The 26,072-nt window shown below is 72.5% G+C and carries 24 protein-coding genes and 1 pseudogene; 13 read left to right on the forward strand and 12 right to left on the reverse strand.

The window, feature by feature from the left end; all coding sequences use genetic code 11:
* Nucleotides 1-3 precede the first annotated feature (3 nt).
* Nucleotides 4-165 carry a hypothetical protein gene (locus DBP14_RS36280; RefSeq protein WP_164992463.1) on the forward strand — a complete coding sequence of 54 codons (162 nt, stop codon included), beginning with the start codon at nucleotides 4-6 and terminating at the stop codon, nucleotides 163-165.
* A 294-nt stretch (nucleotides 166-459) separates the two neighbouring features.
* Nucleotides 460-834 (forward strand): hypothetical protein, encoded by a 375-nt coding sequence (locus tag DBP14_RS33855; protein ID WP_129312228.1) that lies wholly within the window; start codon nucleotides 460-462, stop codon nucleotides 832-834.
* A gap of 29 nt (nucleotides 835-863) precedes the next feature.
* Here DBP14_RS33855 and DBP14_RS33860 read toward each other — a convergent pair whose 3' ends face one another.
* Nucleotides 864-1,808: a LysR family transcriptional regulator gene (locus DBP14_RS33860; RefSeq protein ID WP_129311439.1), complete on the reverse strand. Its 945-nt coding sequence runs from the start codon at nucleotides 1,806-1,808 to the stop codon at nucleotides 864-866.
* Nucleotides 1,809-2,104: 296 nt separating this feature from the next.
* On the reverse strand, nucleotides 2,105-2,989 hold the full coding sequence (locus DBP14_RS33865; RefSeq protein WP_129311440.1) for a winged helix-turn-helix transcriptional regulator: 885 nt from the start codon (nucleotides 2,987-2,989) through the stop codon (nucleotides 2,105-2,107).
* 59 nt (nucleotides 2,990-3,048) lie between these two features.
* On the opposite strand from DBP14_RS33865, the gene DBP14_RS33870 reads away from it, so the two are divergent.
* Both DBP14_RS33870 and DBP14_RS33875 read left to right on the forward strand, forming a co-directional pair.
* Entirely contained in the window at nucleotides 3,049-4,308 is a 1,260-nt protein-coding gene (locus DBP14_RS33870; protein WP_129311441.1) for an MFS transporter, read from the forward strand.
* A gap of 162 nt (nucleotides 4,309-4,470) precedes the next feature.
* Nucleotides 4,471-5,101: pseudogene (locus tag DBP14_RS33875) on the forward strand (dihydrofolate reductase family protein).
* Here the strand turns inward: DBP14_RS33875 and DBP14_RS33880 are convergent.
* The 3 genes from DBP14_RS33880 to DBP14_RS33890 form a co-directional block, all read right to left on the reverse strand.
* Nucleotides 5,086-5,277 (reverse strand): DUF6381 family protein, encoded by a 192-nt coding sequence (locus DBP14_RS33880; RefSeq protein ID WP_129311442.1) that lies wholly within the window; start codon nucleotides 5,275-5,277, stop codon nucleotides 5,086-5,088. The pseudogene DBP14_RS33875 and the gene DBP14_RS33880 overlap by 16 nt on opposite strands.
* A 176-nt stretch (nucleotides 5,278-5,453) precedes the next feature.
* Nucleotides 5,454-5,921 (reverse strand): hypothetical protein, encoded by a 468-nt coding sequence (locus DBP14_RS33885; RefSeq protein ID WP_129311443.1) that lies wholly within the window; start codon nucleotides 5,919-5,921, stop codon nucleotides 5,454-5,456.
* Between the two features lie 157 nt (nucleotides 5,922-6,078).
* The gene (locus DBP14_RS33890; protein ID WP_129311444.1) at nucleotides 6,079-6,432 is read right to left on the reverse strand and encodes a DUF2218 domain-containing protein; all 354 of its coding nucleotides are present in this window, start codon (nucleotides 6,430-6,432) and stop codon (nucleotides 6,079-6,081) included.
* Nucleotides 6,433-6,560: 128 nt separating this feature from the next.
* Here DBP14_RS33890 and DBP14_RS33895 point away from each other — a divergent pair, with 128 nt between their 5' ends.
* Entirely contained in the window at nucleotides 6,561-7,157 is a 597-nt protein-coding gene (locus tag DBP14_RS33895) for a TetR/AcrR family transcriptional regulator (protein WP_129311445.1), read from the forward strand.
* Between the two features lie 67 nt (nucleotides 7,158-7,224).
* On the opposite strand, the gene DBP14_RS33900 is transcribed toward DBP14_RS33895, so the two are convergent.
* Complete coding sequence (locus DBP14_RS33900; RefSeq protein WP_129311446.1) at nucleotides 7,225-7,761, reverse strand: hypothetical protein; 537 nt, start codon at nucleotides 7,759-7,761, stop codon at nucleotides 7,225-7,227.
* Nucleotides 7,762-8,126: 365 nt separating this feature from the next.
* Here DBP14_RS33900 and DBP14_RS33905 point away from each other — a divergent pair, with 365 nt between their 5' ends.
* Nucleotides 8,127-9,305 carry a type III polyketide synthase gene (locus tag DBP14_RS33905; RefSeq protein ID WP_129311447.1) on the forward strand — a complete coding sequence of 393 codons (1,179 nt, stop codon included), beginning with the start codon at nucleotides 8,127-8,129 and terminating at the stop codon, nucleotides 9,303-9,305.
* Nucleotides 9,306-9,464: 159 nt separating this feature from the next.
* Here DBP14_RS33905 and DBP14_RS33910 read toward each other — a convergent pair whose 3' ends face one another.
* Nucleotides 9,465-11,627 carry a SpoIIE family protein phosphatase gene (locus tag DBP14_RS33910; protein WP_129311448.1) on the reverse strand — a complete coding sequence of 721 codons (2,163 nt, stop codon included), beginning with the start codon at nucleotides 11,625-11,627 and terminating at the stop codon, nucleotides 9,465-9,467.
* 227 nt (nucleotides 11,628-11,854) lie between these two features.
* On the opposite strand from DBP14_RS33910, the gene DBP14_RS33915 reads away from it, so the two are divergent.
* Both DBP14_RS33915 and DBP14_RS33920 read left to right on the forward strand, forming a co-directional pair.
* A complete protein-coding gene (locus tag DBP14_RS33915) occupies nucleotides 11,855-12,169 on the forward strand; it encodes a metalloregulator ArsR/SmtB family transcription factor (protein ID WP_129311449.1) in 315 nt (104 codons plus the stop codon).
* Entirely contained in the window at nucleotides 12,166-12,579 is a 414-nt protein-coding gene (locus DBP14_RS33920) for an SRPBCC domain-containing protein (RefSeq protein ID WP_129311450.1), read from the forward strand. Before DBP14_RS33915 ends, DBP14_RS33920 begins: the two co-directional genes overlap by 4 nt.
* Before the next feature lie 89 nt (nucleotides 12,580-12,668).
* On the opposite strand, the gene DBP14_RS33925 is transcribed toward DBP14_RS33920, so the two are convergent.
* Together DBP14_RS33925 and DBP14_RS33930 are read right to left on the reverse strand one after the other, a co-directional pair.
* On the reverse strand, nucleotides 12,669-13,028 hold the full coding sequence (locus DBP14_RS33925) for a hypothetical protein (protein WP_129311451.1): 360 nt from the start codon (nucleotides 13,026-13,028) through the stop codon (nucleotides 12,669-12,671).
* A 73-nt stretch (nucleotides 13,029-13,101) separates the two neighbouring features.
* On the reverse strand, nucleotides 13,102-13,773 hold the full coding sequence (locus DBP14_RS33930; RefSeq protein ID WP_129311452.1) for a hypothetical protein: 672 nt from the start codon (nucleotides 13,771-13,773) through the stop codon (nucleotides 13,102-13,104).
* A gap of 126 nt (nucleotides 13,774-13,899) precedes the next feature.
* Between DBP14_RS33930 and DBP14_RS33935 the strand changes: the two genes are divergently transcribed.
* A complete protein-coding gene (locus tag DBP14_RS33935) occupies nucleotides 13,900-15,087 on the forward strand; it encodes a PP2C family protein-serine/threonine phosphatase (protein ID WP_129311453.1) in 1,188 nt (395 codons plus the stop codon).
* A gap of 13 nt (nucleotides 15,088-15,100) precedes the next feature.
* Here DBP14_RS33935 and DBP14_RS33940 read toward each other — a convergent pair whose 3' ends face one another.
* Nucleotides 15,101-15,592, reverse strand: coding sequence for a MarR family transcriptional regulator (locus DBP14_RS33940; protein WP_164992464.1), 492 nt, complete (start codon nucleotides 15,590-15,592; stop codon nucleotides 15,101-15,103).
* 707 nt (nucleotides 15,593-16,299) lie between these two features.
* Between DBP14_RS33940 and DBP14_RS33945 the strand changes: the two genes are divergently transcribed.
* The 4 genes from DBP14_RS33945 to DBP14_RS33960 all read left to right on the forward strand — a co-directional run bounded on the left by DBP14_RS33945 (nucleotide 16,300) and on the right by DBP14_RS33960 (nucleotide 24,524).
* Nucleotides 16,300-20,322 (forward strand): HAMP domain-containing protein, encoded by a 4,023-nt coding sequence (locus DBP14_RS33945; RefSeq protein ID WP_129311455.1) that lies wholly within the window; start codon nucleotides 16,300-16,302, stop codon nucleotides 20,320-20,322.
* A 118-nt stretch (nucleotides 20,323-20,440) separates the two neighbouring features.
* Nucleotides 20,441-22,840, forward strand: coding sequence for a SpoIIE family protein phosphatase (locus DBP14_RS33950; protein ID WP_129312229.1), 2,400 nt, complete (start codon nucleotides 20,441-20,443; stop codon nucleotides 22,838-22,840).
* A gap of 122 nt (nucleotides 22,841-22,962) precedes the next feature.
* The gene (locus DBP14_RS33955) at nucleotides 22,963-23,370 is read left to right on the forward strand and encodes a YciI family protein (RefSeq protein ID WP_129311456.1); all 408 of its coding nucleotides are present in this window, start codon (nucleotides 22,963-22,965) and stop codon (nucleotides 23,368-23,370) included.
* An 8-nt stretch (nucleotides 23,371-23,378) separates the two neighbouring features.
* The gene (locus DBP14_RS33960; protein WP_129311457.1) at nucleotides 23,379-24,524 is read left to right on the forward strand and encodes a DUF6596 domain-containing protein; all 1,146 of its coding nucleotides are present in this window, start codon (nucleotides 23,379-23,381) and stop codon (nucleotides 24,522-24,524) included.
* Between the two features lie 22 nt (nucleotides 24,525-24,546).
* On the opposite strand, the gene DBP14_RS33965 is transcribed toward DBP14_RS33960, so the two are convergent.
* Entirely contained in the window at nucleotides 24,547-24,915 is a 369-nt protein-coding gene (locus tag DBP14_RS33965) for an NUDIX domain-containing protein (RefSeq protein WP_129311458.1), read from the reverse strand.
* 121 nt (nucleotides 24,916-25,036) lie between these two features.
* Nucleotides 25,037-26,014 (reverse strand): L-threonylcarbamoyladenylate synthase, encoded by a 978-nt coding sequence (locus tag DBP14_RS33970; protein ID WP_241741114.1) that lies wholly within the window; start codon nucleotides 26,012-26,014, stop codon nucleotides 25,037-25,039.
* Between the last annotated feature and the right edge of the window lie 58 nt (nucleotides 26,015-26,072).

The raw sequence follows: 26,072 nt of genomic DNA on the forward strand, positions 1-26,072 counted from the left end.
GCCGTGAGCCTGTTCCTCCTGCTGCTTCTCGTCGCCGTGATCCTGGGCGCCGTCGGTCTGGCGGTCAAAGGGCTGATCTACCTGCTGATCATCGGGGTGATCGTCCTCGTCGTCGACTTCGTCCTCCTCGGGGCCCGACTGGGCCGGCGCCGGCACCCCAGGTGAGGGACTGCCCCGGGCCGGGGCCGTCCCCGGCCGCGCGTCACGGCGGCCGGACGGTCCTGCCGTGCCGGTCCGCAGCCCGCGCGGCAGCCCGGCCGGCATCAGCGGACCACCGCGCGGGCACGAGGACGTCCGGACACGCCCGGCCGTCGTCCAGGAGGCCGGTGACCTCCTCGAAGACCTCCTTCGCGCCTCTCCGCTCCGGCGGCCGCCCAGTCCGCGGCGAAGCCATGACCAGCCCGGCACGGGGTACCCGACCGGGGAACCGGTCGCCACAGACGGAACGGGGGGATCGTGATGCTCTCTCATTCATGTGAGCAGGGAGTGCTCGTCGTCACCGTCGGCGAGGACACCGACGCCAAGGACGCGGCGCCCGCGCTGTACGGGCAGATCAGCGCCCTGGTCCACGCGCACCGGCCGGGCTCCGTCGTCATCGTGCTCGACGAGGGCGCGGCGACCGACAGGGCGGTCGGCACCGTGCTGCGGGTCCACCGCATGTGCAGCGACCTCGGCCTGCTGACGTCCGTGGCGACCCACAGCGCTCCCGCACGGCGCCTGCTGGAGGCGAACGCCGACACCGCGTGCACGCGCCTGGTCATCCACGCCCGCACCGACACGGCGATCGCCACAGCGAACCGGGCGGCCCCCTGTATCACAGTGCCCGCCGCCTGAGCTGTGCCGTGCTCGCGGCGCAGCTCGGTTCAGCTCGGTTCAGCCGGAGTCACCCAGCCCGGCGTCCAGGTCCCGGCGGCGCCGGGGGCGGCCGTCGTGGCGGCCAGGTGGGCGCTGAGAGTGGTGAGAGCCGGGTGGGGGTTGTCGCGGTGCCAGAGGAGCGAGTGCGGGTAGACCGGCTCGGGGCCGGTCACCGGGATACGGCGCAGCCCGTGACCGGCGGGCCAGACGAGGCGCGTGTCCCCGCCCATGAAGGTGGCCAGGGCCGGGGTGTCGGCGATCGTGTCGAGCAGCGCGTCGGAGCCGAAGTTGGGGCCGGTCGCCTCGATGGTGAGGCCGAACTCGGCGACGAGGTCGTCGTAGTATGCGGCCCACTCGGTGCCGGGCACGATGCCGGGCATCCAGATCCGGTGCCCGACGAGCTGGAGGAGCGTCACCGACTTGGCGGCCGCCAGCGCGTGGCCGGGCCCGGTGAGGAGCTGGAGCGGCTCGTCGAGGACCCGGACGGACTCGATGTCCTCGGGAAGGGGCCGGCCGGGCACGCCGACGGCGCGGAAGGACGCGTCGATCGACCCGGACCGGATGGCGGCGACGGCCGTATCGATGTCGAACAGCATCAGCACGTCGAGGTCGATCTCGGGGTGCGCCCGGTGGAAGCCGCGCATCAGGCCCGACGCGGCGCCGCGCGAGGCGATCACGTCGACGCGCAGCGGACGGCGGCCGGTGCGCACGGACGCGACCGCGCGCTCGGCGACACGCAGCAATTCGCGGGCGTGCGGCAGGAACGCCTGCCCGTCGATGGTGAGCTCGGCTCCCCGCGAGGTACGGGTGAACAGCCGCACGCCCAGCCCGCGTTCCAGCGCGGCGATGCGCTTGGAGACGGCCTGCTGGGTCACCGCCAGCTCGGCGGCCGCGTCCTGGAACCGCCCCGCGTCGGCGGCGGCGACGAAGGTCCGCACGGTGTCGAGGTCCACGCCGACACCCTACGGCCACAACCAGGGGTTGTGGCGCGGCCTGGGGTCCTGGCGGCCACGCCCCGCCCACGTCTCCGCGCCCGGACCACGTCTCCGCGCCCCGGCCGAGACTCCCGCGCCGCCCAAGACCCCACGCCCCGCCAAGACCCCACGCGCCGCCCGAGGCTCCATGTGCCGCCCCAGTCTCCGTGCCCGGCCGAGACTCCCGCCCGTCCAAGACCCCACGTCCCGCCCGAGGCTCCATGCGCCGCCCGCGTCTCCGCGCCCGGCCGAGCCCCGCGCCCCGCCAGCGGCCCTCACGCCCCGGCCAGCGAGTCGAGCAGTGCCAGAGCCTCGTCCACGGACCCCGCCGGGTCGTCGAGCGGGTACAGCACGCCGCGCACCGTGCGGGAGGAGTCGAGGACGAGGGTGAGCCGCTTGAGCCGGTCCACTCCCGCCGCGCGGAACGTGGGAAGCCGCAGTGCCGCCGCCAGCCGCAGGTCGGCGTCGGACAGCAGAGGGAACGCGATCCGCTCGTGCTCCGCGAAGGCGGCGAGCTGGTCCGGGCGCTGCGTGCTCACGCCGTGCACCCGCGCGTCGCGCTCGGCGAAGTCGGCCATCCGGTCGCGGTACGTGCACGACTCCAGCGTGCAGCCGCGGGCGCCCGGGATCAGCCCCCAGCCCGGCGGATAGTCCTGACCGCCGGGTGCGTAAGCCCCCGGAAAGCAGTACAGGACCGTCCAGGCGCGCTCCGTGGAGACCGGGTCGACCGGCGCGCCCCCAGGGCCGGCGAGTTCCAGTGCGGGGAGCCGTCGCCCCACGAGGGCGTGCACCCGGCGGGTCTCCGCGGAGTCGGCCGCGCTGGTGGCCGACAGGGCGCCGTCGCCCATCACATGGCGTCCGCCCCAGTCCTGGAGGGCGACGAGGACCGGGAGCAGGCCTCGTCCGGCGGGCGTCAGGTGGTACTCGTAGCGGGGAGGGTGCGGGCTGTAGAGCCGCTTCTCCAGGACCCCGTCCGTGACGAGTGACTTCAGACGCTCCGTCAGGACCTTGCGGCTGATGCCGAGTCCCTCGCGGAGCACGTCGAACTGGTGCGCACCGCCCGCCACGTCGCGGATGAGCAGTAGCGTCCACGGATCACCGACCACCGTCAGGGCCTGCGCGATCGCGCAGTCCGGGTCGCCGAGCTCTGTGTATCGCATGATCCATGAGTATAGTGAGTTCCCTAAAGAGACTCACTTGACGGTCGCAGGGGGCGGGCATGACGACGACGGTGCACGGGCGGGACGCGCGGGAGGAGCGGCCGGACACCGCGGCGCGCCTGGCGGCGTTCTGGCGCTACTGGGGTGCGTCCACGGCGAGCGGGATCGGCGACGCGGTCACGGCGGTGGCCCTTCCGCTGCTCGCGGTCCTGGTCCTGCACGCCTCGGCGTTCGAGGTCAGCCTGATCACGGCCGCGGGCTTCGCCTCCTGGCTCCTGATCGGCCTCCCGGCGGGGGTCCTCGTCCACCGTCTGCCGCTGCGCGGCACGCAGGTGGCGATGGACGTCGTCCGGGCCGTAGCGGTGGCCTCGGTGCCGGCCGCCGCCGCGTTCGGCGTCCTGAGCCTGGCGCAGTTGGTCGTCGTGGCCCTGGTGGTCGGGCTGGCGTCCGTAGTCTTCGACGTCGGCAATTCGACGTTCCTGCCGTCCATCGTCAGCAAGGAGGAACTGACCGCCCGCAACAGCCTCACCTCCGGCACGCGGGCCGCGACCCAGCTGGGTGGCCCGTCCCTCGGCGGCGTCCTCGTACAGCTGCTCGGCGCGGCGGCCTCGATCGCGGTCGACGCGGTGAGCTACGTCGTCTCGGCCGCGCTCATGGGCAGCCTGCCGCGGGTCCCGCACCCGGCCCAGGAGGGCCCGCGGCGCGGCGTGGGCGAGATGATCCGCGAGGGCTGGCGGTACGTCGTCCGCCACCCCGTCATCGGCCCCTGCACGGCCGACGCGACCGCCGTCAACTTCGTCTGCGGTGGCTTGATGGCGCTCATTCCCGTCTTCCTGGTCCGCACGCTCGACGCGCCGCCCGCCCTGGTCGGCGTACTCCTCGCGACCGACGGCCTCGGGACCCTCGTCGGCGCGGCACTGACGCCCCGGATCGTCGCGCGCCTGGGCAGCGGACGCGCGCTGCGCTGGGCCGCGCTGGCCGCCCCGTGCTTCGCCGCGCTGATCCCCCTCGCCGGCCGCTCCGCGGCACTCGCCCTGTTCGCCGTCGGCAACGGCGGCTTCTGCGGGGCCGTGGTGGTGACGAGCATCGTGGCCCGCACCTACCGGCAGACGGCCACACCCCCGGAACTCCTGCCGCGCGTCATGGCCACGGTCCGCTTCATCTCCTGGGGCGCGATCCCCTTCGGCGCGCTGGCCGCGGGCGGTGCCGCCGCCCTGTGGGGGACCCGCGCCTCCCTCGCCCTCATGGCCGCGCTCTCCGCGATCAGCCCGGCCATCCTCCTCGCCGGCCCGATCCGCCGCATGCGCGACCTGGTCTGACCCCGCCGTCTCACCCGAGCAAGCTGATCAACGACCCACTGACCAGCGGGTGAAAACCGTATGGTTCTCCGGGACATCTGAACGCCCGTGCCGCGCAAGCCCGTTCGACGGCTGCGCCCGTACGGCGCTCAGCAGACGACGGACCAGCGAAGGACGATCGCCGTGCGCACCTTGACCTACTACGTCGCCACCACGCTCGACGGTTTCATAGCGGGCCCCGACGGGGGCGACCCCAGCGGTCCCGGCGGATTCTTCACCGTCACCCCCGACTACCTGGAGCACATGGTCGCGCACTATCCGGAGACGCTGCCCGCCCCAGCCCGTGCGGCGCTGGGCGTGACCGCGCCCGGTACCCGCTTCGACACCGTCGTGGAAGGCCGCCGCTCGTACCAGCTCGGACTGGACGCCGGCATCACCGACGCCTACCCGCACCTGCGGCACTACGTCTTCTCCCGCACGCTGGCGAAGAGCCCGGACGCGGCTGTCGAGGTCGTCGCCGAGGATCCGTCGGCGACGGTCCGGGAGCTCAAGGCCCAGGAGGGCAAGGGGATCTGGCTGGTCGGCGGAGCCGAGCTGGCCGGCGCACCCGGAGATCGACGAACTCGTCCTCAAGGTCAACCCGGTCGTCATCGGCGCGGGCATCCCCTTGTTCGCGGGGAAGACCGGCGCCGATCCGCGCGCGTTCACGCTGACGGACCACACCGTGCTGCCCGGCGGCGCCGCATTCCTCACCTACACGCGCACAGACGCCGGACAGGGAGCGATGACGTCGCTTGCTCACTCCGAGGGATAGATGTCCCCGCTCCGCATCGCGCTCTCCTGCTCACTCTGGCTCTGCAGCCGGCGGGCCTTCTCCTGAAGCTGCTGCCTCTTCGCGGGATCGTTCGTGTCCTCCGCGGCAGCCATCAGTTCCCGGGCCTTCTCACGCATGTGCTGGAGTCGTTCGCGAAACTCTCCGCTGTCACTCATGATCCGTCCTCGCATCGCGAATGGGGAGCTGCACTCTTCGCAGGGTAGGCGGTGAGCAGGGGACGGGCGACCGGGGCGGCGCCGCCGGGCACCCGGCATCAGCGGACGTCGCCGGCGACATCGAGAGGCCGGCCGGTGCCGGCTGCCGGAGCGCGGCCGCTCCCGCCCGGCGGCCCTCAGAACCGGCGGTCCGAGGCGGTCACGATGCCGTACGTCACCAGCCCGTACAGCAGGTGGGGCACCGCGTCGGAGGCCCAGTCCTTGGCCGACCAGTTCGTCGGGTCACTCACGCCCAGCCGGGCCATCGGCAGGTCGGTGGCGGCCATGGCCAGCGCGCCGGTGACCGCGCCGCCCAGCCACCAGGGCATACGGATGCCGACGCGCCGCAGCAGTGACACGGCCGCCCCGGTTCCGCAGCCGACGGCGATACCGGACAGGGCGCCCAGACCGGAGAGCCGGTTGTCCCGGGTGTCGCCCGAACCGGGCACCGGATGCCCCGCTTCCTGGGCGATCTGGTCGACGACCTGGGCGGGGGCCTGGCTGGAGGGCCGTCCCCGCCACGCCATGTCGGCGTAGGTCACCGCGTTCAGCACGGTCGTTCCCGCGGCACCCGCCGCGCTTCCCCGCACAACAGTCCGCATCATGCCGCCCCGGGTTCCCTCGCCGTCGGATCCGAAGCACGGGGGTGCACCTCGCCCCCTGGCCGGCGAGGAGCGCGCCCCCCTCGTGCGGAGGCGCCTAAGGGAGGGCGTCCCGGTGAGACGTGACCGCTCCCGCCGATCCCGGGGTATACCGCGACGATCAGTGCCAGCGGGCTCGCAGCCCGTCGCGTCGGCCGATCGTCCGGATCCGCTCGGACGCGGCGTCCTTGAGGCGCCGCAGGGCTTCCTCGTCATCGGCGTCGACCCGCAGCGTGAGCGCGCCCGCGGCGGCGTCCAGGGTCCACCGGCCGTCTTCGAAGCGGACGGTGCCATGGGCGTGCGTGTAGTCGACCTCCCGGACCACGGGCGTCGTCGGGCCCTCTCCGTGACCGCCGTGCGGCCCGTGGGGCGTGTGGCTCCCCGGCATGTGGCTCATCTCGTCCAGGTGGCGGCAGAGCTGGACGAGATAACGGTCGGCGCGGTCGGTCTCGACACGGGCTTCGGCGGTCGGCATGACCGCTCCCTTCTCCCTCGGAGGTACTGCGTCACATCTCGTCCGGACGAGTGCCTCCAGGGTTATCGAGACACTCTGTCTCTGTCAATGCATGCTGTCGCCACCGTGTCGCTGCGTATCATCGACGCATGCCGAAGCTGTGGGACGAGACGATGGACGCGCATCGCCGGGCCGTTCAGGACGCGGTCCTGACGGCCACCGTCGCGCTCGTCGCCGAGCACGGCCTGGCCCCGGTGACCATGTCGCAGATCGCGAAGGAGGCCGGGATCGGGCGGGCGACGCTGTACAAGTACTTCCCGGACGTCCAGTCGGTCCTCGTCGCCTGGCACGAGCGCCACGTGGCCGCCCACCTGGAACACCTCGGCCGGGCCCGGGACCACGCCGACGGGCCCGCGGAGCAACTCGAAGCCGTTCTGCACGGGTACGCACATCTGGCGCACAACCGTCGCCGGGACGGCGAGGTCGCCGCCTTCGTCCACCGGGACCAGCACGTGCTCCGGGCTCAGCGGCGACTGCACGGCCTCCTGTGCGACGTCGTCGCCGCAGCGGCCGCCGCGGGTGCCGCGCGCGACGACGTGTCCGCCGCCGAACTGGCCGACTACTGCCTGCACGCGCTGTCCGCCGCCGGGGGGATGGCCTCCGGCGAGGCCGTCCGGCGTCTCGTCGACGTCACCCTCTCAGGGCTCCGGCCGGCGCACCGGGGAGCCGAACGGCGAGCGCCGTAACGGCGCTTCGAGGGCGTACCCGCCATGCGGCGGGCGGTGGCGGATCAGTAGTCGCGACGCCGACGCGTCACTCCTCGTCCGCACCCGACAGCGCTTCGATGATCATGCGGGTGGCGAAGTCCCGGTCGTCGGTGAGCCGGTTGATGTGCTCCGCGAGCAGGAAGGCGGTGGCCTCCAGGGGGTTCATCTCGTCCTTGGTCCAGCTCCCCACCCGCTTGCGCCACAGGCTGGGGCTCAGGCCCGTCCCCGCGGCGACGACCAGACCGGCCATGGTGGGGATGGCCTCGGGGCGGACGCTCTTCGGCATCATGCGCAGCGTGGCCACCAGGCTGGGCACCACGCACTCGATGACGTCCTTGTCGTGGTCCTCGTAGGCCATCTCCAGCCACCGCATGAACATGTAGATGAGCGTGCAGGCGCCGTCCACCAGGTCATCGAGCCCGCTCGGACCCAAGGACGCGGCGAACTGCGCCGTCAGCGCCCGCTGTTCGGCGTCGGTGCCGACGTTGTCGTCGTAGACGGCCTTGAGCCGGGAGTCGATCATCATGAGGGCCGCGCCCACATCGCCGGCGGGCGCGTGCTGGGGGTCGCAGGGCGATGGCACAGTTTCCTCCTCGGCGGGGCCGTGGGCAACGCGGCGTGCTCGTACAGTAACCCGCCGCTGATGCCGGGTCCGGCGAAATCGAGCGACGCCGACGACGGCCCTCTGGCTGACGTCACGTCAGTAGTGGCGTACGGCACTTCGGTGCACCGCGGCCCCCGCGGCGGTGTGTGCCGTGTCACCACGCCAAAATGCGCCCGAGTTGCCTGTGTCACAGCGGAAATGTCCCTTTAGCGTCCATGCTCGATACGGATGCCGGCGCCCGAAGTGGAGCGCATCGGCATCGACTTGGGCGTCCCGTGCCGAAGTGACCCATGACACAGCACTCGTGGCGTTCCCCCGCGTACCCCTCAGAAAGGTGCCCCCTGATGGCCGCTTACCTCTGCCCTCCTGCCGTGATACACGGCGAGCACGCCGTGGAGACCAGCCAGATCGTGGCGGAGGTGCGCGGCCGGCACCCGGAAGCGGCGTGGGCGCCGCGGATCGACGGCATAGCGGCCAGCACGGGCATCGAGACCCGCGGCTGGATGCTGCCGCTGGAGACCGCCGTCGCACCCGGCAAGGGCCTGCCGGCCGGGGACCTGGAGGCGGCCCGGGAGGCGCTGGTCCGTGACGGCTTCGCCGGCGAGGACGTGGACCGCGCGATCGCCGCCCTGGAGGCGGTGCCCGCGCCGCAGACCGTCCAGGAACGCACCGCGCCCGCCTGGGAGGCCGTGCAGTCCTACGGGGAGCGCGCGGCGCGCGGCGCCCTGCAGATCGCCGGACTGGACGCGTCGGACGTCGACTGCGTCATCACCAGCAACTCCACCACGCCGGCCCTGCCGGGTCTGGACGTCGCCCTGGCCAACAGGCTCCCGCTGCGCGACGACGTGCTGATGCTGCCGGCCACGCAGTGGGCCTGCATCGCCGGCACCCGCTCCCTCGCGCTGGCGGCGGACCTCGTGGCCGCCGACCCGGACCGCGTGGTCCTGGTCGTGATCTCGGAGGCGCTGAGCACGACCTACCAGCCCGGGGACGACACCCTGGAGTCCCTGATCGTCCGGCTGCTGTTCGCGGACACCGCCGTCGCCACCGTGGTCACCGGCCGCCCGCGCCCCGAGTCCATGCTGCGACTGGACGCCTCCTGGAACCACACCCTGCCCGGCACCCAGGACCTGCATCGTCTGGAGACGCGGGCGGACGGCACCCACTTCGTGATGGACCGGCGCGGGCCGCGCGCCGTACAGCAGACGGTCACCGCGATGTGGGAGTGGCTCCGCGTCCGCTACCAGGAGGACCCCGGCTCCTGGCACCCCGACGTGCTGCTCGCGCACCCCGGCGGGACCAAGGTGCTGGAGTACATGGAGCAGACCATGCCCGAGGGCTGGCCGGCCGGACTCCTGGACTACAGCCGGGCCAGCTACACCACCGGGAACCGTGGCGGCGCCGCCGTGTTCGACATCATGCGCAGGGCCTACGACGCCGGGCAGAAGCCGGGCAGCCGTGCCGTCCTGTACGCCGCGGCCCCGGGCCTCACCGCGACCGCCCTGGAAGGGGAGTGGCTGTGACGCCTGCGTGACATCCGGGGCAGCGGGGACGGGCCGCCCGTGAATCGGTGCCGCCCCCCGCACCCGGCGGCGGCGCGACGGCACCAGCACGGGCACCGCCTCCTTGCCGTCGGACCACCGGCGGCGATGGGCGCCGGTCTCCTGACGCCCCGGCCCCCCTCACCTCGCGATTTCCGCCCAGACCACCTTTCCGGTGTCCGTCCACCGCACTCCCCAGCGGGTGGTGAGCCGGTGGACCACGTGCAGACCACGGCCGTGGTCGTCGAGGAGCCCGCCCCGGCCCAGGCGCGGTCTGCCGTTGCCCGTGTCGGCGACCTCGCACAGCAGTCCATGGCCGGACCGGATCAGCCGTACCGTGATGGGCCCTTCGGCGAAGCGGACCGCGTTGGTCACCAACTCGCTGACCAGCAGCAGCACGCTGTCCCGGGTGTCGTCGCGGGTGTGCCAGCGCCGAAGCAGCGCGGCGACCAGGGTGCGGGCCCGGTCCGCCGCGTCGTCGCGTGCGGGCAGCCGCCACGTCGCCGTGTCCCCCTTGCGGTAGCCGATCGTGCGCGCGAGCAGCAGCGTGACATCGTCACGCTGACGCACCGGGGCCAGCGCGGCGACCACGCGCCGCGCCGCCTGCGGCAGGGTGTCCCAGGGGTGCACCGCCGCCACGGCGTCCGCCAGCCTGTCGATGCCCTCGTCGATCGGCACGGCGGGATCCTCCACCAGCCCGTCGGTGTACAGGGCGAGCAGGGAGCCCGGGGGAGCGGCGAACGTGTGCACGCCGAACGGCTCCCGCAGCGCGAACTCGGCGCCCAGGCCGGGATGGGGCCGGACCGCGAGCGGGCCGGCGCGCCCGTCCGGATCCACCAGCACCGGCGGCAGGTGGCCGGCGCTGGACAGCGACACGCGATGGCTGACCGGGTCGTAGACGGCGATGCAGCAGGTCGATCCGAGGGCGCTGTACCCGGCCGCGAGCCCGGACTCCGCGTCGTCCAGCAGTGACACCGTCTCGTCCAGGTGCTCCAGCACCTCGTCGGGCGCCAGTCCGGCGGACAGCAGCGCACGGGCCTCCATGCTCAGCTGTCCCATGGTCGCCGCGGCCCCCAGACCGTGCCCCACGACATCCCCGACCACCAGGGCGGTACGGCCGTCCGGCAGCGGAAAGCTGTTCACCCAGTCCCCGCCGACGCCCGCGCTGTCGGGGGTGGCGGGCTGGTAGACGCTGGCGATCTGGATCGTGTCCCCGCCGGTGCGCGGCAGCAGGCGGCGCTGCAACGCCAGTACCTGCGTGTGCTCCCGCTGGTGCTGGCGCGCCAGGTCGACGTGGTGGGAGGTCCTGGCCACCAGTTCCTGGAGGTCGAACAGCTCGCTGTCGTGGAAGGGCCAGTCCGCCCGCCGCCAGACCTCGGCCACGCCCAGGACGACGGGCGGTACGCCGTCCAGGACCAGCGGAATGCACGCCACACCCGCCGACCGGTCACCGGGCACCAGGGCACGGACCAGGCGCGGACTGCCGAGCACCCGCTCGACTGCCTTCCGGTCGGGTATGACGATGGCCTGCGGGGCGTCGTCCCGCCGTACCGCCTGGGACAGCAGCCGGCTGGCGTCACCGGGAAGGTCGTCTCCCGGCGTCACGTACCCCTCGGGCCACGCGCGGTCCGGCACCAGCGCCGCGCGCCGCAGCCGAATGCGTCCCTGCGCCTGCTCGGTGACGCCCTCACCCGTCCATACGGCGAAGTCGAGGTCCACGGCGGCCACGTCCCCCCAGGCGAGCAGGGACTCCGCGAGCGACTGCGCCGTCTCGCCGATGTCCAGTGAGGTCCCGATCGCCGTCTCGGCGGCGTACAGGTGCAGCCGCCTGGCCATGGCGATCACCGAGACGGTCAGGCCGTCCTGGGGGGCCACGGCGGTCAGGATGCTCATCGAGACCACCAGCTCCGACCCGTCGGAGCGGCGCAGGCGCTGCACCCGGGCGACGTGTGCCTCACCGGTCTCCAGCACCTGGCGCAGCCGCCGGGTGACCGTCGGCACGTCCCCGGGGGGCAGGAGGTCGACGAACGGGCTCCCCGGCACGGCGTCGAGCCCCGAGAAGACGGGGGCGTCCAGATTGCAGTGGGTGATCCGCAGATCCCGGTCCACGTTGACCGCGCCGAGGATCTGCTCCTGACGATCGTCCGCCGGGTCCTCGGGAACGGGTCCGCCTCCGGTGCGGTCGCCCTCCATGGCGGCAGGGCCGACGGCCCCCGCCGCTCCGACCCGCGGGATGTAGCGCCCCAGGGCGCTGCTGACCATGTCGAACGGCGACGAGGACGAGGGGGAGGGGGTGGAGTCCATGGGCTCTCTCAGCTCGCTCGCCAACCCCGGCACAGCACCGGGGCGTACCCGAACCCGCGCGGCGGGGCCCCGAAACCCGGACCGCACACCTCATTGAATAACACCGGGCGGTGCTTCGCCCACACCAGTGGATCGTGCACCGAGCGCGAAGACCGAACGCGCACAGTGAGCATGAGATCGCTCGGAAAAGATTGACGCGTCGGAACATCCCGACGTAATCTCGCCGCATGCCCACTGACGTGTTCGGCGTTCTGGCCAACCCCGTGCGACGCAAGCTGCTCGACCACCTGCGGGCGGGCCCGCGGTCCACGGGTGAGCTGGCCGCGCTGTTCGAGCTCGGCAGGCCGGCGGTCTCCGAGCATCTGGCCGTGCTGCGCGCCGCCGGGCTGGTGCGCGAGGAGCCGCGCGGGCGGCACCGCTTCTACCACCTGGTCCCGGCCGGCCTGGCGGAGGTCGGCGAGTGGCTGCATCCGTTCGAGCACTACTGGAACCAGCGCCTGAACGCGCTGGGTGACCTTCTGGACGAGGAAGACACGCCGTGACCGCGAGCAATGAGATCAACTGCGAGAAGTTCCTGCCCCACCCCCCGTCGGCCGTCTGGGCGGCGCTGACCGACCCCGTGCTGCACGCCCGCTGGTGGGCGGCGGGAGACGTCAAGCCGCTGGTGGGCCACCGCTTCACCCTGGACATGGGGGCCTGGGGCCCGCAGCCGTGCGAGGTGACCGAGGTCGAGCCCGAGCGGCTGCTGAGCTACCGCTTCGCCGAGGGCACCCTCGACACGACGATCACCTGGCGGCTGGTCCCCGAGGGCAGAGGCACCCGCCTCTTCCTCACCCACACCGGCTTCGACCTGGACTCCCCGATGGGCCGCCAGGCCCACGACGGCATGGGCCACGGCTGGCCCCACGTCCTCGCCCACCTCGGCACAGTACTGGACGAGACGCCCGCCTGACGCCGGACCCCGCGGACCAGGCACCCGCCCGCGGCACCGCGCCACGCAACGCGACATCCGCGCACGGCCACGCCCGCTGATCCCGGCACTCAGGACGGCGTCGGCGGCCGCACCCATGGCGCGAACCGCAGTCCCTCGGCTGCGTCCGGGCGCCAGTACCGCAGAACGGTCTCGTGGACGACGTCGATCCGTTCGGCGGCGATCAGACAGGAAACGGGCTCCGGATCGCCCGCGTCCGCCTCGAAGGCGACGAGAACGGGCGGCTCCTCACCGAGTCGACGACTGACGCGCAGCCGTTCCTCGGCCGTCGGCGGGTGGAAGACCGGATGAGCGAACCGCGCCGGGCAACCGACGAACGCGGGGTCGCCGAAGGCCAGCTCCAGGCCGTGGGCGTAGGACAGGTCGGGCCCGGCCGCCAGCCGGAACTCGGCGGGGTCCCAGGCGACCACGTCCCAGTCCCACCAGGATCTTTCGGGAGCTGGATGCCGACGTTCCGGCGCTCCGTGTCGCTCGGCCGTCGCTCTACCATCCCGACTGCGCCTTTCCGAGGCGGAGCCCTGTGGCCCGGAGCCACTCCTGCGCGGCCTCGTCCCGGGTTCGTGTGCCGATGGACAGGTAGACGGCGTGCCGGCCGGGATCGGGCTCACCGCACTGCACCGTCCATCTGCTGTTGAGGCACAGTTGGACACCGCAGAGTGTGGCGCTGGGCAGGCCGCGCAGCGGCGAGAGCCAGCCGATGCCGATCGACAGGGGGCCACAAGCCGCGACCGTGTCGTCGATCTCCGTCTCGGTGCACTCGTCCGGGTCACGGACGGGAAAAGTGGCGGGTCTCCTTCCCCGCAGCAGCTGGAACGACACTCCCTCGGGCAAGGGCCACAGGGAACCCAGTCCGGGTTCCAGCTCCGTCTCCACCCAGCCGTCGGACCTGTCCTGAAGGCCCAGGCGGCCCAGGGTCCGCCAGAGCTCCTGGACACGCGAGTCCTGGAGATCCCGCGTCGAGCAGGAGAACGCCCCGCAGGTGAAGTACCGCCGGGCATGGTGGAACTGTTCCCGTGTCGCGATGTCCTCGAAGGCCAGGGACGGCAGGTCCGGCGCCCCGGCACCGAACCGGGCGAGCAGGTGACGTGCGAACCGCAGCGCCGTCCGCCTGTCCGGCAGCGGTTCCAGCACCTGGTAGAGCATTGACGCACCCATCGGCCCACCCCTCGTCCGCACCGATGATCCTGCGGCCCGTCAGACTATCCTGCGGCCGGCTGAGCAAGATCCGGTCTGTGCCCGCATGCTGGGGTTCAGTGCTGTCGAGCGGCGGTAGGGAACGAGATGGATCGCAGTGTCGCCGTAGTACGTGCTCTGGAGGCCGCGGCTGCCGACAGGCTCGTGGACGTGCTGGCCGCCTGCCTGCGTGAGCACTATGGCGCCGGCGGGGTGGAACTCCGCCTGGTGGACTACGGGATGCGCTCGCTGCAACCGGTCCAGCGGCCTCCGCTGGTGCTGCAGCCGCTCTCCGTCGACGGCACACCGCAGGGCCGGGCTTTCGACGCCCAGGGACCGCACACCGTGTCGTCCGGGCCGGAGGAACGGGAGGTCCATCTTCCGGTGACGGTCCGCGGCGACCGGCTGGGAGTTCTGTCCGTGAGCGTTCCCGGCCATTCCCACTCTCCCGCGGTACAGGCCGAACTCCACGCCATTGCCACCGCTCTCGGGCGGGAAATCGTGCTGGCCGGACGGGAGACCGACGAGTACGAAGTGCAGCGCCGGGCCGAACGCCTGACACTCGCCGCCGAATTGCAGTGGCTGCTGTTGCCGGCCCGCTCGTGCGCGAGGGACGAATTCGCCCTCGGAGCACACCTCGAACCGGCATACGCGGTCTTCGGGGACGGCTTCGACTGGTCCGTTTCGCCGGAGCACCTCAGCGTGGCCGTCATCAACGGCATGGGAAGGGGAATGGACGCCGCACTGCTGACCGGTCTCGTCGTGAATGCCGTACGCAATGCCCGCCGGGCCGGGCTGGGACTGGCCGATCAGGCGGCCCTCGCCGACGAGGCGGTCTTCGCGCAGTACCGGGGCACCGCCCACGCCGCCGTACTCCTGCTGCGGTTCGAACTGGCCACCGGACGGGTGGAGGCCGTGGACGCCGGATCCCCCCGCCTGTGGCGGATGCGGGCGGGCGAGGTCGAGCGGCTGGAGCTGGAGCCGCAGCTTCCGCTCGGCATGTTCGGGGACACGCCCTTCGAGACCGAGACGGTGGACGCGGCGCCCGGTGACCGGCTGCTGATCGCCAGCGACGGTGTCTACACCGCCGCCACGCCCGCAGGGGAGGCGTACGGGGAGCGGAAGCTGGCCCGCACCATGAAGGCGACCCGGCTGCTGCCGCCGGCCCAGGTACCGGGGGCGGTCCTCAGAGCGCTGTCAGGACACCTCGGGCACTCGCCCCTGGAGGACGACGCGGTGGTGATGTGCCTGGACTGGGCCGGACGGCCCGGTGCGGCCCGACCCGGCGCCGGATGACGTGTCCGCCGTCTCAGGCCGAGCGGGACACCGACTCGTCGGCGGCCCGGTCGGCGGCCGCGTCCAGGGCGGACAGCAGGCCACCGGCCCCTTCGACCAGCGCGTCCCGCGCGCCGGGAGTCATCGCGTCGAGCACGGCGGCCAGGGCCTGTTCCCGTGCCGCGCGCAGTTCCCGGAGACAGGCCTTCGCCTCGCCGGTCAGATGAAGCGCGATCTCCCTGCGGCTCCTGCCGCTGGGCGCCCGCCGGACCAGCCCCATCGCCTCCAGGCGGGCACACAGGCGGCTCAGGGCGGACGGCGCGGAGTCGAGTGCCTCGCCCAACTCGCGCAGGCTGACCTCGGGCGTGCGCTCCAGCGCGTAGAGGACGCGCAGTTGCGAGACGGAGACGGGCAGGGAGGCGCTGTGCCGTTCCCTTTCCCACAGGGACTCCAGGCCTTCGACAGCCGCGCACAGCGTACGGATGGCCTCCTGCGATCTGTACGGCCCGCGGGCCTTGTCACCCATGCTCAGACACTCCGAATCTGCTACAAGCGATCCGAGCGGACGGAAAAGATCACCCATGGTCCGTCGTGTGTTCCGACGGCCTTTCCCGCTGCGTGCGCCGCTTTCCCATGAGCCGGGCCGCCCCGGCGAGGACTCCGCGCGAACCCATGGCATGGACAGTCAACCACACGGCCGTCACGGAAGACGGCACGGGATTCCCGCTGGGACACCATCGACGTCCCGGAGGAGTATTCGCCTTTCCCGGATATCCCCTTATCGCGTCTCGCGGTGAGTACCTGTCACATTCGATCGCACCACCCCGCCGCACATGAATGACGTACGAGGAGATTGTGTGCCCGGGCGGACACATCCTTGAAGGAATTCGGGCCGCCGCCCAGAACCAGGTCCGTCTCCCGGCGAAAGGGCCGCCGAGGAGGCACATTCCGGCTGCGGCCGGATCAACACCCTCCACCGACGGGTACCGGCGCCCGTGATCGGCCCACTTCCCGGGATCGCCCCAGGTCGCGACCCCTGCCGGACCGGATGTGCACCGCGCGGGACAGCCGTGCCCGGCGAGACGCGACTTGCCACGCGCATACTGGGTGCCGTAGTAAATAGTTTCCCTGTGTAAAAAGTCTTCGTCGGTGGTGAAGATCCCGGCGCGGGGTGGCCACTGGGCCGGCTCCAGCGCCGCTGGACCGGCGATCGATGACGGAACGAGGTTGGTCATGACCGAGGCGTCGGGCCAGCGGCCCAGCGTGAGGTCGACGCGGGCCGCCGGCAAGGTGGGCGAGCCCGAGTTGCGCCAGTTGCTGGCCGGCCTGACGGCGGTGCGCGACGGCGACTTCGGCACCCGGCTGCCGGACGGGGCGGACGGTCTCATGGGTGAGATCGCCACCGTGTTCAACGGCATGATCGACCAGCTGTCCCTGTTCACCTCGGAGGTCACGCGCGTGGCCCGTGAGGTGGGTACCGAGGGCACCCTCGGCGGTCAGGCGAAGGTGCCGGGCGTGTCCGGCACGTGGGCGGACCTCACCGAGTCGGTCAACGCCATGGCCGGCAACCTGACCACCCAGGTCCGCGACATCGCGCAGGTGGCCACCGCCGTGGCCCGGGGTGACCTGTCGCAGAAGATCGATGTGGACGCGCGCGGGGAGATCCTGCAGCTGAAGGACACCATCAACACGATGGTCGACCAGCTGTCCGCGTTCGCCGACGAGGTCACCCGCGTCGCCCGCGAGGTCGGCACCGAGGGCATGCTCGGCGGGCAGGCCGACGTCAAGGGAGTCTCCGGGACCTGGCGCGACCTGACGGACTCCGTGAACTTCATGGCCGGCAACCTGACCGGCCAGGTCCGCTCCATCGCGCAGGTGGCCACGGCCGTGGCACGGGGTGATCTGTCGCAGAAGATCGATGTGGACGCGCGCGGGGAGATCCTGCAGCTGAAGGACACCATCAACACGATGGTCGACCAGCTCTCCGCGTTCGCCGACGAGGTCACCCGCGTCGCCCGCGAGGTCGGCACCGAGGGCAACCTCGGCGGGCAGGCGACGGTGCGCGGAGTCTCCGGCACCTGGAAGGACCTCACCGACAACGTCAACGTGATGGCCTCCAACCTGACCGGCCAGGTGCGCTCCATCGCGCAGGTGGCCACCGCCGTGGCCCGCGGCGACCTGTCGCAGAAGATCACGATCGAGGCCGAGGGCGAGGTCGCCGCCCTCGCCGACGTGATCAACACCATGGTGGACACCCTGTCCGCGTTCGCCGACGAGGTCACGAGGGTCGCCCGCGAGGTCGGCACGGAGGGCCGGCTCGGCGGCCAGGCGCGGGTGCCGAACGTCGCGGGCACCTGGAAGGACCTGACCGACAACGTCAACTCGATGGCGAACAACCTCACCGGCCAGGTCCGCAACATCGCACAGGTGACGACCGCCGTGGCGGGCGGCGACCTGTCGAAGAAGATCGACGTCGACGCGCAGGGCGAGATCCTCCAGCTGAAGACGACCATCAACACGATGGTCGACCAGCTGTCCTCGTTCGCCGCCGAGGTCACCCGGGTCGCCCGCGAGGTGGGCAGCGAGGGCCGGCTGGGCGGCCAGGCCGAGGTCGAGGGCGTCTCCGGCACCTGGAAGCGGCTGACGGAGAACGTCAACGAACTCGCCGGGAACCTCACCCGCCAGGTCCGTGCCATCGCCGAGGTGGCCAGCGCCGTCGCCGAGGGCGACCTCACCCGGTCGATCACCGTGGAGGCGTCCGGCGAGGTCGCCGAACTCAAGGACAACATCAACGCCATGGTCGGCTCCCTGCGGGAGACCACACGGGCCAACCAGGAACAGGACTGGCTCAAGACCAGCCTCGCCCACATCTCCGGCCTCATGCAGGGCCACCGTGATCTCGCCGTGGTCGCCGAACTGGTCATGGACGAGCTCACCCCCCTGGTGTCCGCGCAGTACGGCGCCTTCTACCTCGCCGAGGAGACGCCCGACGGCACCGAGCTCAGGCTCGTCGGCTCCTACGGCCGGCCCGTCGGCATCGACGGCCACGACCGGTTCAAGCCGGGCGAGTCACTTGTCGGACAGGCCGCGCGCAGCCGCCGCGTCATCACGGCCGAAGGCGTGCCCGGCGACTACATCGGCATCTCCAGCGGACTGGGGAAGGCCACTCCCGGCGCCCTGATCGTGCTCCCCGTGCTCGTGGAGGACCAGGTCCTCGGCGTCATGGAACTGGCCTCCTTCACCCCGTTCACCGCGATCCACCGCGACTTCCTCGAACAGCTCACGGACACCCTTGGCGTCAACGTCAACACCATCCTCGCCAACGCCCGCACCGACGAGCTGCTGGAGGAGTCCCAGCGACTGACCGGGGAACTCCAGGCCCGCTCCACGGAGTTGCAGGTCCAGCAGGACGAACTGCAGCGCTCCAACGCGGAACTCGAGGACAAGGCCAAGCTCCTCGCCGAACAGAACCGCGACATCGAGGGCAAGAACCTGCAGATCGAGCAGGCCCGGCAGGAACTGGAGGACCGCGCCCACCAGCTGTCGCTGGCGTCGACGTACAAGTCGGAGTTCCTGGCCAACATGAGCCACGAACTGCGCACCCCGCTCAACAGCCTGCTGATCCTGGCCCAGCTCCTTGCGCAGAACCCCTCCCGCAACCTCACCCCGAAGCAGGTGGAGTACGCGGGCATCATCCACTCGGCGGGCTCCGACCTGCTGCAGCTGATCAACGACATCCTCGACCTGTCGAAGGTCGAGGCCGGGAAGATGGACATCAACCCGGAACGGATCGCCCTGCGCCCCCTCCTGGACTACATCGAGGCGACCTTCCGCCCGGTGACCACCCAGAAGAGCCTCGACTTCGCCATCACCTCGGCCGCCGGCGTCCCCACCGACCTGCTCACCGACGACGCCCGGCTGCGGCAGGTGCTGCGGAACCTGATCTCCAACGCGATCAAGTTCACCGAGCGCGGCAGCGTCGAGCTGTGCATCGAGCCCGCCCGGGACAGCGAGATCCCCGCCACCGTGCACCGGGACGGCCCGGTGGTGGCCTTCCGGGTCAAGGACACCGGCATCGGCATCGCCGCGCACCAGCTGGAGTCCATCTTCGGCGCCTTCCAGCAGGCGGACGGCACCACCAGCCGAAAGTACGGCGGCACCGGCCTCGGCCTGTCCATCAGCCGGGAGATCGCCCACCTCCTGGGCGGTGCCATCACCGCCCGCAGCGCGCCGGGCGAAGGCAGCACCTTCACCCTGTACCTGCCGGCCGCGTCCGCCGACCTCCTCCAGGTCGCGCAGAGTGGGGCGCCCGCACCCCGAGCCGCGCAGGCAGCGGCGGCCTCCGAGCTGCCGTCCGAGAGCCGGCCGTCCCTCACCGCGGGAGACGTGCCCACCCGGACGGCACGCCGGCTCCTGGTCATCGAACACCGGCAGCGCGGCCTGCTGTCGCTGGTCGCCGAGAGCGCGCTCGGCAACCTCCACGACACCCCGGAGACCCCCGGCCGCCCCCAGCACGAGGTGAGCACGGTCATCGGCGCCACCGAAGCGGCGGCGGCCCTCGCGGCCGGCCCGTTCCACTGCGTCGTCCTCGACGTCGACATGGACGACAACCAGGCCTGGGCCTTCCTCGACGCCAGCGACGGCGACGCGGCCCTGCGCAACGTCCCCGTCCTCGCCCACAACAGCCGCCGGCTCACCGCGGAGCAGGAACACGCCCTGCAGTCCCGGGCGGCGGGCCGGCCGCTGGAGGTGCTGTCCAGCCTCGACGAACTGCGCGAGCGCATCGCCCTGCACCTGTCCGCCGAACAGCCCGGCGACGTGGTGCCGCTGGTCCGCGCGGAGAAGGCGAACCCGCCGCCGGACACGGTCGACGGCGCCCTGCACGGCCGCACGGTACTCGTCGTCGACGACGACGCCCGCAACCTGTACGCCCTCAGCGGCATCCTGGAGATGCACGGCATCCGGGTCCTGCACGCCGAGGACGGCCGCAAGGCCATCGACACCCTGGCCACGCACACGGAGATCGATCTGATCCTGATGGACGTGATGATGCCCGAGATGGACGGCTACACCGCGACCGCCCACATCCGCCGGATGCCCGGCTACGCGGACCTGCCGATCATCGCGGTCACCGCGAAGGCCATGCCCGGAGACCGCGACAAGAGCCTCGCCTCCGGCGCCAGCGACTACATCACCAAGCCCGTGGACGCCGACGACCTCATGGCGGGCATCCGCCACTGGCTGAGCGAGCGGTAGGACGACCGTGCCCACCACCCCGCACCACGACCCCGAGCCCGGCGCGACCACCCCGCACCACGACCCCGAACACGGCGACGCCGCCCCGCAGTCCACCGCCGTACCGCCGCAGGCCGCCGTGCCGCAGGCCACCGACGTACCGCAGACGAGCGCCGCCCAGGACGCCGCAGCCGTCGGCCGGCTCGCCGCCACCGTGGAACGGCTGCGCGCCGAGGTGGACGCCGCCCGCGCGGCCGCCGACGGCCGGGCACTGCTCGAAGTGGCCAAGGGCGTCATGATCGAGCGGCTGCACTGCGGGCCGGCCCAGGCCGCACGGCAGCTCGCCGAACTCGCGGCGCGCTCCGGCACGTCCGAACTGGAACTGGCCGCCGACATCATCAACCAGGCCGCCCGCGACCACGTGGCCCAGGTGGCGTCCCAGTTCATACAGCGCATCAGCGCCGACACGGACGACCGGACCCACGCCTCGCTCGCCGTACGGCTCCGTGCCGTGGAGAGCGCCGCCCTCGCCGCCGACGACACCCAGGCCGTCGCCGAATCCCTCCTCCAGCACGCCCTGACCCCCCTGGGCGCGACCTCCGTAGCCGTGTGGAGCGCGGGCCGGGACGGTTCCCTCACCCTGAGCGGACACGCCGGTTTCAGCGACGACGAGGCGGACCGCTGGCGCTACGTACCACCCGGCGTCGCCACGGTGGCCCGCCAGGCCCTCACCGACCGCTGCACCGCCTACCTCCCCTCCATGACGGCGCAGGCGCCCTCCATCGGCCAGACCCAGTGCCCGGACGGCGGCCGCGTCGCCATCTGCGCCGGCACCGGCGGCCGGATCTACGGCGTGCTGGAGATCTGCTGGCCCCAGCCGCTCACCGAGCAGCCCCCCGCCGTGCAGCGACAGCTCGAAGCCCTCGCCGAGCTGTGCGCCCACACCCTGGAGAACCGCCCCGACGGCGAGGGCGGCCCCGCCCGCTCGCTCGGCCAGGGCTCGGCCGCGGCCGAACTCGCGGACCTCTCCGACGGGCTCTACGACCCCGCCCTCGTCCTCACCCCGCACCTCGACGCCGACGGCCGGCTCACCGACTTCCGCATCTACCACACCAACACCCGCTTCCAGGACCCGGCCGGACGCCCGCGCAGCGCCCTCAACGGCACCCTGGTCCTGGAGAGTTACCCCCTGGCGGTCGGCGGCAGCGACCTCTACGGCCAGCTGGAGCGGACGTACGCCACCGGAGAACCGTTCCGCGCCAGACGCGTGGCCCTGCCCACCCAGGTCGACCAGGTACCGCTCACGGCCGTCGCCGACATCAGCATCAGCCGCCACGGCGGCGGACTGCTGATGATCTGGCGCACGGAGGACCAGGCGGTGCGTCTGGCGAGCATCCTCCAGCACGCCCAACGGCTCGGCCAGATCGGCGGCTTCGAGGAGAACCTCGCCACCGGCGAGATCACCTGGAACAACGAACTCTTCACCCTCTACGGCCGCCCGCCCGCCGCCGGCCCGCTCGCCCTGCACGACCTGGCCGGGCACGCCCACCCGGACGACGCCGTCGCCATCGGCCGCTTCCTGCGCACCGTCCTGCACCACACCCGTCCCGCCACGGCCGCGTTCCGGCTCCAGCGCTCCGACGGCGTCACCCGGCACATCCGCGTCGCCGCCGAACCCGTGACGGACTCCGACGGCCGGCTCCTCCTCATCAGGGGCGCCTACCAGGACATCTCCGCCCAGCACTGGACCGAGGTGGCCCTGGCGGCCACCCGCGACCAGCTCGCCCACACCGAGCAGGAGTCCGCCGAGCGCAACCGCCTCGCCCTGCAGCTGCAGCACGCCATCATGCCCCCGGCGCACGGCCCGCTCGAAGTCACCGGCCTGCAGGTCGCGGTGCGCTACCGGCCCGCCGAATCCGAGGCCCTCGTCGGCGGCGACTGGTACGACGCCGTCGTCCTGCCCTCCGACCAGGTACTGCTGTGCGTCGGGGACGTCGCCGGACACGGCATCGACGCCGCCACCGGCATGGTCGTCCTGCGCAACGCGCTGCGCGGTCTGGCCATGACGGGCGCCGGCCCCGGCCAGCTCATGGCCTGGCTCAACAACGTCGCCCACCACCTCACCGACCAGGTCACCGCCACCGCGGTGTGCGGACTGTACGACCCCCGGACCCGCACCCTGCGCTGGGCCCGGGCCGGCCATCTGCCCCCCGTCCTCGTCCGCTCCGGAGGCGCGACCAAACTCCCCCTGACCCGGGGCCTGCTGCTCGGCGCCCTGCCGGACGCCGAGTACGAGGAGAGCGAGACGCAGCTCCAGCCGGGCGACACCCTGCTGATGTACACCGACGGACTGATCGAGCGGCGCGACACCGGCGTGCAGGAGTCCCTGGCCCAGCTCCTCCTCACCGCCGAGCGCCCGGTCGACACCCTGGGCGAGCGGCTTGACCACCTGCTCACCTACAGCAAGTCCGACACGGACGACGACACCTGCCTCATCGGCATCAAGATCCCGGCGGCCCCGGCAGCGCCGTCCTCGTGATCCCGCGACGCCCCCCGGCCCGCGAAAAAAAATCAGGCGACCATGTCGAGAACCCGCGTCCGGCTCCGTCCCCGGGGTGAAGGCGGCCACAATGGGCCGCACCAGCACCGAGGAGAACCGTCATGGCCAAGTACCTGCTGCTGAAGCACTACCGCGGCGCCCCGGCCGCCGTCAACGACGTGCCGATGGACCAGTGGAGCCCCGAGGAGATCTCGGCACACCTCCGGTACATGAACGACTTCGCGGCCCGGCTGGAGAAGACCGGCGAGTACGTCGACAGCCAGGCACTCGCCCCCGAGGGAGCGTGGGTCCGCTACGACGGTGAGGGCCGGCCGCCGGTCACCGACGGGCCCTTCGCGGAGACCAAGGACCTCATCGCCGGCTGGATGGTGATCGACGTCGACAGCCACGAACGCGCCCTCGAACTGGCAGGGGAACTGTCGGCCGCCCCCGGCGCCGGTGGCAGGCCCATCCACGAGTGGCTCGAGGTGCGCCCGTTCATGGCCGAGCACTGCGCCGTCACGGAGTGACCTCGCCGATGGACGAGGTCCTGCTCAGGAGCCTCACCCCGAGCGTGCTCGCCGTCCTCGTCCGCCGCGGAGCAGACTTCGCGGCGGCCGAGGACGCCGTACAGGAAGCCCTGGTGGAGGCCGTCCGCGTCTGGCCTGCCGATCCGCCCCGCGACGCCAAGGGCTGGCTGGTCACCGTGGCCTGGCGCAGGTTCCTCGACGCGACCCGGGCGGACGCCGCCCGCCGCAGGCGTGAGGACCGCGTCGACGAGGAGCCGGCACCCGGGCCCGCGCCCGCGGTGGACGACACGCTCCAGCTCTACTTCCTCTGCGCCCACCCCTCGCTCACCCCGTCGTCCGCCGTCGCGCTCACGCTGCGTGCCGTGGGCGGGCTCACCACCCGGCAGATCGCCCAGGCCTACCTCGTACCCGAGGCGACCATGGCGCAGAGGATCAGCCGGGCGAAGCGGACCGTGTCCGGCTTCCGCTTCGACCGGCCCGGTGACGTCTCCACCGTGCTGCGCGTGCTCTACCTGGTCTTCAACGAGGGCTACTCCGGCGACGTCGACCTCGCCGCCGAGGCCATTCGGCTCACCCGGCAGCTCGCCGCCCGCATCGACCACCCCGAGGTGGGCGGGCTGCTCGCCCTGATGCTGCTCCACCACGCCCGGCGGGCCGCCCGGACGGCGCCCGACGGCATCCTGGTGCCGCTCGCCGAGCAGGACCGCGGCCGGTGGGACACCGCGCTGATCGCCGAGGGCGTCGCCATCCTGCAGGCGGCCCTCGCCCGCGACCGGCTGGGCGAGTTCCAGGCCCAGGCCGCCATCGCCGCCCTCCACGCCGACGCACCCGCCACCGAGGAGACCGACTGGGTGCAGATCGTCGAGTGGTACGACGAGCTCGCACGCCTCACCGACAGCCCCGTCGTCCGGCTCAACCGCGCGGTCGCCGTGGGGGAGGCCGACGGACCGCGCGCCGGCCTCGCGGCACTCGCCGAGCTGGACCCCTCACTGCCCCGCCACACCGCGGTGGCGGCCTACCTCCACGAGCGTGACGGCGACCTCGCGACGGCGGCACGGCTCTACGCCGAGGCCGCCCACCAGGCGCTCAACCTCGCCGAACGCGACCATCTCACCCGCCGGGCCGCCCGGCTCAACACCCGCCGACACCGCTGACGGGCCCTCGTCCCACGGCTCCTCACGCGGACGTGTGTCCCCGCAGGTAGTCCCGCGCGGCTCCGGGCAGGCCGGCGCCGTCGGCCTCCGCGAAGGGGACCCAGCGGATCTCCTCCGGTGCGAGAGACCCGCCCTCGGACGGGGACTCGGTCAGCAGCGGACACACCACGACCGTCAGGCCGTCGTCCGCGGGCCGCAGCGGCTGGGAGCCGTCCACGAGGTAGCCGGTCAGCTCGTAGACAGCACGCTCGGCGGTCGCCCCGGCCGTCTCGGCGGGTTCCGGCGTGCCCGAGGGCAGCCCCCATCCGCCGGCTCGCGCCACCAGCAGCACCTGACCGTCGTCGGCGACCACCGCCCACACCACGCCTTCGGCCCGTTCTCCCACTGCCACGGCCACACCGCCCCTTCCCCAGGGTCGGCCGCCGTCCCGTCCCGGTCCGGTCGGCCGAGCGCCCCGGCTCTGGTTCCCTACCCCCTGCCGAGCGTCGCAGACCGTGCGCGCCGCGTTCGCTTCACACGGTGGTCCGGGGACCCGCGGCGCGGCGCAGGCGGTTGGCGATCGCCAGTCCCAGCCCCTCCTCGGCCGGCAGGGAGGCGATGATGAGGTCACACCCGGCGTGGTCGAGTTCGCGCAGGTAGCCGTACAGCCCGCGCGCGTAGGCGGCCAGCGAGTCCGGGACGGTCACCACGGCGTGCGCCTTCACCGGCGTACCGGCGAGGGAGGCGGGCAGGAAGACACCCACCCGGTGCCCCAGTTCCTGCGCGAGTTGCGCTTCGGCGACGACCTTGCCGGGTTCGACGAGGACCACGCGCGCGCGTGGCGCGTAGTGGGACGGGTGCTGGCCCGGCACGCGGACGTGGCTCGTGGAGGGGACCGCGAGCGTGCGCCCGAGCACCGCTTCGAGGTCCTCGCGCGTCACTCCGCCGGGCCGGAGGATGGCCGGCGTCTCGCCGGTGGCGTCGACGATGGTCGACTCGACGCCCACCTCGCAGGAGCCGCCGTCGAGGACGAAGTCGACGGCGTCACCGAGTTCCGCGCGGACGTGCTGTGCCGTGGTGGGGCTGACCGAGCCGAACCGGTTGGCGGACGGGGCCGTGACACCGCCGCCGAACGCCGACAGCAGTGCGAGTGCGACGGGGTGGGCGGGCACGCGTACGGCAACGGTCTCCAGCCCGCCGGTCGCTTCGAGGGGAACGCGGGTACCGCGCCGCAGGACGAGCGTGAGCGGCCCCGGCCAGAAGCGCTCGGCCAGCAGGCGGGCCGTCTCCGGCACGTCCGCGACCCAGTCGTCCAGCTGCCCGGCGCCGCTGAGGTGGACGATCAGCGGATGGGAGGGCGGACGTCCCTTCGTGTGGAAGATGCGGGAGACTGCCGCGGGGTTCTCGGCGTCGGCGCCCAGACCGTAGACGGTCTCGGTCGGGAGGGCCACCAGCCCTCCGGCGCGCAGTACCCCGGCCGCCTTCTCGATGTCACGTGTTCCTGCCGTCACCCTCGCGATTTTAGGCGCACGGCGAACGGGCCACGACCACGTGGGGGCGGGACGCACA

The sequence above is a fragment of the Streptomyces sp. L2 genome (assembly GCF_004124325.1).
Lineage (GTDB): Bacteria > Actinomycetota > Actinomycetes > Streptomycetales > Streptomycetaceae > Streptomyces.